The sequence below is a fragment of the Dapis hubbardiae BLCC-M172 genome (assembly GCF_050016015.1).
Taxonomy (GTDB): Bacteria; Cyanobacteriota; Cyanobacteriia; order Cyanobacteriales; family Microcoleaceae; genus Trichodesmium.
Window position 1 is genome coordinate 16,721 of record NZ_JBNHEQ010000128.1, and the last position, 3,705, is coordinate 20,425.

Genomic DNA, 3,705 nt, shown 5'->3' on the forward strand with positions numbered 1-3,705 from the left:
TTTGAATCTGGATTTTAGCCAGACTCTAGTCTAAAACTATAACGTTATACTTTTGAAGTAGAAGGTTGAGATATTATAGCAGATTTTACACTTGCATGAGGTACAACTTTGGCAGACAAGATGCTTGAACTGCAAAGATTTTACCAAACCAGAGATAATATGACTCTATGTTTTTCAGTATAATTATTCCCACCTATAATCGCCTACCAATTTTAGAAAAATGCCTCCTTGCCTTGGAAAGTCAGACTTATGAACAACCCATAACCGAATATGAAGTAATAGTTGTCGATGATGGTTCAACAGATAATACTGTCCCCTGGCTAGAAGCTAATGCCACAGAATTTCCCCATATCCAACTTTTGGCTCAATCTCACCAAGGGCCAGCAGCAGCTCGAAATTTGGGAGTTGAAAAGGCCAAGGGGGATTTTATTATTTTTATTGATAGTGACCTGGTAGTAACAAATTCTTTTCTACAATCCCACGCAAATACTTTAGTCAAATATGGAAAACAATCAAACCGTATATTTACTTATGGCAGAGTAATTAATACTTGTAATTTTGATTTCCCTACTTCAGAACCTTATAAATTGACAGATTTTTCAGCAGCTTTTTTTGCTACAGGAAATGTAGCGATCGCTCGTCATTGGTTAATTGAAGCAGGGTTATTTGATGCTCGTTTTCAACAGTACGGTTGGGAAGATTTGGAATTGGGAGTTAGGTTAAAAAAATTGGGTTTAAAATTGATAAAATGCCCGGAAGCTGTTGGTTATCATTGGCATCCACCCTTTTCTTTAGAGCAATTATCAGGAATGATTGAAAGAGAAATTCAAAGAGGAAAAATGGGAGTTTTATTTTATCAAAAACATCCAACTTGGGAAGTTAAAATGATGATTCAAATGACATGGATACACAGATTATTATGGGGAGTTTTATCATTAGGCGGGAAATTAAATGAAAAGACAATAGCTGTTTTTTTGCAATGGTTAATTGACCGAGGAAAATCACAATTAGCTTTAGAAATTTCTCGGATATTTTTAAATTGGTATAATGTCAAAGCTGTTTATGCTGCTTTTAGGGAGTAGGGAGTTATTTCAGTTATCAGTTATCAGTTATCAGTTATCAGTAGAGAGTGAACCTCCGACTAAAGTCGGAGACTTGAAATACTGAGTGATAGTAGTTTAACTTAAAAATGAGAGTTTTTTTCATCTGAAACTCCTTCATAGCAAGAAAGCTTTGTCTCAATCTAAAGTTAAATGACTTTCAATAATGGATAATTGATAATGGATAATTGATAATTACCTCTCCCTAAAAGGAAGAGGATTGAATAAAAGGAAAATAAATTCATTGTTTCTCCTTGATCATGAGAGGCTTTAAACCTTAATTATTCGGTAAATATTTTTTTCATCCCGTCAAAAAGGGAACAAGCAAAAAATATTTATTCCCTCAGTAGATACTTTCCAAAATTTGATGTAATAGTTGATAACATTATATTAGTTACTCTCTTAAACAAGCAATTATCTTTATACTAACTTAGTAAGCATTCAGTTATTAGCAGTCAGCTCTCAGCTTTTCCTAGGTTCTGATAATCTTTAACTCTCATGTGGAAAATAATTCCTCCTTCCAAAATAATGAATTAATAACTCATAGCTGATAGCTGATAGCTGATAGCTGACGGCTGAATGCTTACCTAACTTATCAAACCAAAACAAACACTCAATAAATATACTTTGATAAATTGGGAAAAGTGATTCTGGAAATAGGTTTTTGCTAAATTTTTTTCTTTCTCTAATTATTAAATATTTTATATAAACTAAAAAATATTAGAATTTCCGATTTTTAATTTGGAACTATTTTGAGATAACCATAGCTAATTTAGTCACACCATAATGATTGAACCTGATTTTCCTCATATTATGTTGTCCTTTGAATATAAAGGTTGGAAAGTTGAAATAGACAAAGGTGAAATGAATGGATATCCTACTTATGCAGTTTGGGCAAATTATCAATTAGGTTGTGTTGTTGCAGTACCTTATGCTTCTTCTCGACAAGAGGCAGTTAAACGTGCCAAGCAATGGATTGATAATCGAAATAATCAGAAAATAATTTAGATTATCTTTACTATAGCAATCCTATTTTAGTTGTAATATTTTGGTGATAGTTAGTTGTCAGGAGTTATAATTTTAAGGATTTTCCCTTGAGATTAATTGTTATAAAAATTTTCACAACTAATTTATAATTGCTATATAAATTTATAGGATTTCTCGAAGCGATCGCTGACATTTATTTTTATTTTTCCCTAAAAAACAGCAATTAATAGCTTACCATTGATTAATTGATAATGGATAATTACCTCTGGTTAAAACCGTAAAGGAATTGAAGATAAGGAAATCTCGTAGAACTTTTTTTCTCTTGAAAGAGAAGGCAATAAAGTCGGATTGATCAATTATCAATTATTCATTGGTATGATAATTCCTATTTGATGTATGATTAATAATAATTAATCATATCAGGTATTTCGATGAGTACAGCAACTTATATAAATGACAATGAATTTGATACACTTTTAACTTCTGAGACCGTCTTTGTCGTAGATTGTACTGCATCGTGGTGTGGTCCATGTAAGAAAATTAGTCCTTTAATTGACCAGCTAGCTGAAGAATATCAAGGTCGTGCTAAAGTAGTTAAAATTGATATTTCTGAACACAAAGAAACTGCCACGAAATTTAGTATTCGTAGTATTCCGGCAGTAATGTTTTTTAAAAGTAGTGAACTTGTGGAAAATATAGTTGGGGTTTCTCCTTATGAAAGTTACAAGATAGCACTTGATAAGTTACTTTAATTGTTCTATTGAGGTAAGCTTGCTTTAAAAATTATGTTTTTTTGAGTGTTTGATATCTATAGCAATCCTCCGCATATTCGTGGCAAAAATCTTACTGCTTTTTAGGGAAGACTTAACTGGGAACAGGTGGGAGTTTCAACTTTTTTATTTACTTTTTAATTACCCGCAACATAAGCGCGGATTGCTATAGTTAATTTATTGAATTTATTACTCAATTTTTCGGGTGATTAACTGGTAATAGAAAATCTCAATAATTTGGCTCTATATTCTTATAATAAAGGATGTATAGAAACTGAAAAAAACAAAATTAACTTCATCTATAGGGAGGTTCCTAATAACCTCTTTAGTCTCCTAATTTTACCCTTTTTTATGTTAATTATTAAGTAGAATTTACTGCATAAACCTATGATATCCCTAAGTAATAGATATCATAAGTTTAAGTGGTGCGAAAACTTGAAAAGAGTGCAATAAAATAACTAAAATTAAGCTCAAAAACCTGACATTTTTGGCAAAATATTTGCCAAGATATGAATGCTTACTAAAGCATTAATTTTTATAATTCGCATAAGTGAAACGAAATATAAGTTGTTGACACATATAAATAATTCTAGTAAATAATTCTAGACTCCAGCCATAAGCATAAGTTAAATAATCAATAATTCAGGAATCTTTATTTAGCTTACCGAATAATTAATAATTAAATAATTCAGCTTTATTAGCCTCCCCTTGGCTGCGCCGCGAGCTGTAGCTCTACAAGGGGAAAAAAGTGCTAGGATATTTCCTTATATTCAATTCCTTTACGGTTTTAACCAGAGGTAATTATCAATTATCAATTATCAATTATCCATTATCCATTATCCATTATC

Annotated in this window: 4 protein-coding genes; 3 read left to right on the forward strand and 1 reads right to left on the reverse strand. The window is 31.3% G+C overall.

The features are described from left to right. Window positions 1-167 precede the first annotated feature (167 nt). Window positions 168-1,082 carry a glycosyltransferase family 2 protein gene (locus tag ACP6PK_RS11530; RefSeq protein WP_426559723.1) on the forward strand — a complete coding sequence of 305 codons (915 nt, stop codon included), beginning with the start codon at window positions 168-170 and terminating at the stop codon, window positions 1,080-1,082. A gap of 167 nt (window positions 1,083-1,249) precedes the next feature. On the opposite strand, the gene ACP6PK_RS11535 is transcribed toward ACP6PK_RS11530, so the two are convergent. Next, window positions 1,250-1,345 (reverse strand): DUF4896 domain-containing protein, encoded by a 96-nt coding sequence (locus tag ACP6PK_RS11535; RefSeq protein ID WP_426559724.1) that lies wholly within the window; start codon window positions 1,343-1,345, stop codon window positions 1,250-1,252. A gap of 541 nt (window positions 1,346-1,886) precedes the next feature. On the opposite strand from ACP6PK_RS11535, the gene ACP6PK_RS11540 reads away from it, so the two are divergent. Then, on the forward strand, window positions 1,887-2,108 hold the full coding sequence (locus ACP6PK_RS11540; RefSeq protein WP_426559725.1) for a hypothetical protein: 222 nt from the start codon (window positions 1,887-1,889) through the stop codon (window positions 2,106-2,108). Between the two features lie 410 nt (window positions 2,109-2,518). Further along, a complete protein-coding gene (locus ACP6PK_RS11545) occupies window positions 2,519-2,839 on the forward strand; it encodes a thioredoxin family protein (RefSeq protein ID WP_426559726.1) in 321 nt (106 codons plus the stop codon). The last annotated feature ends 866 nt before the right edge of the window (window positions 2,840-3,705 follow it).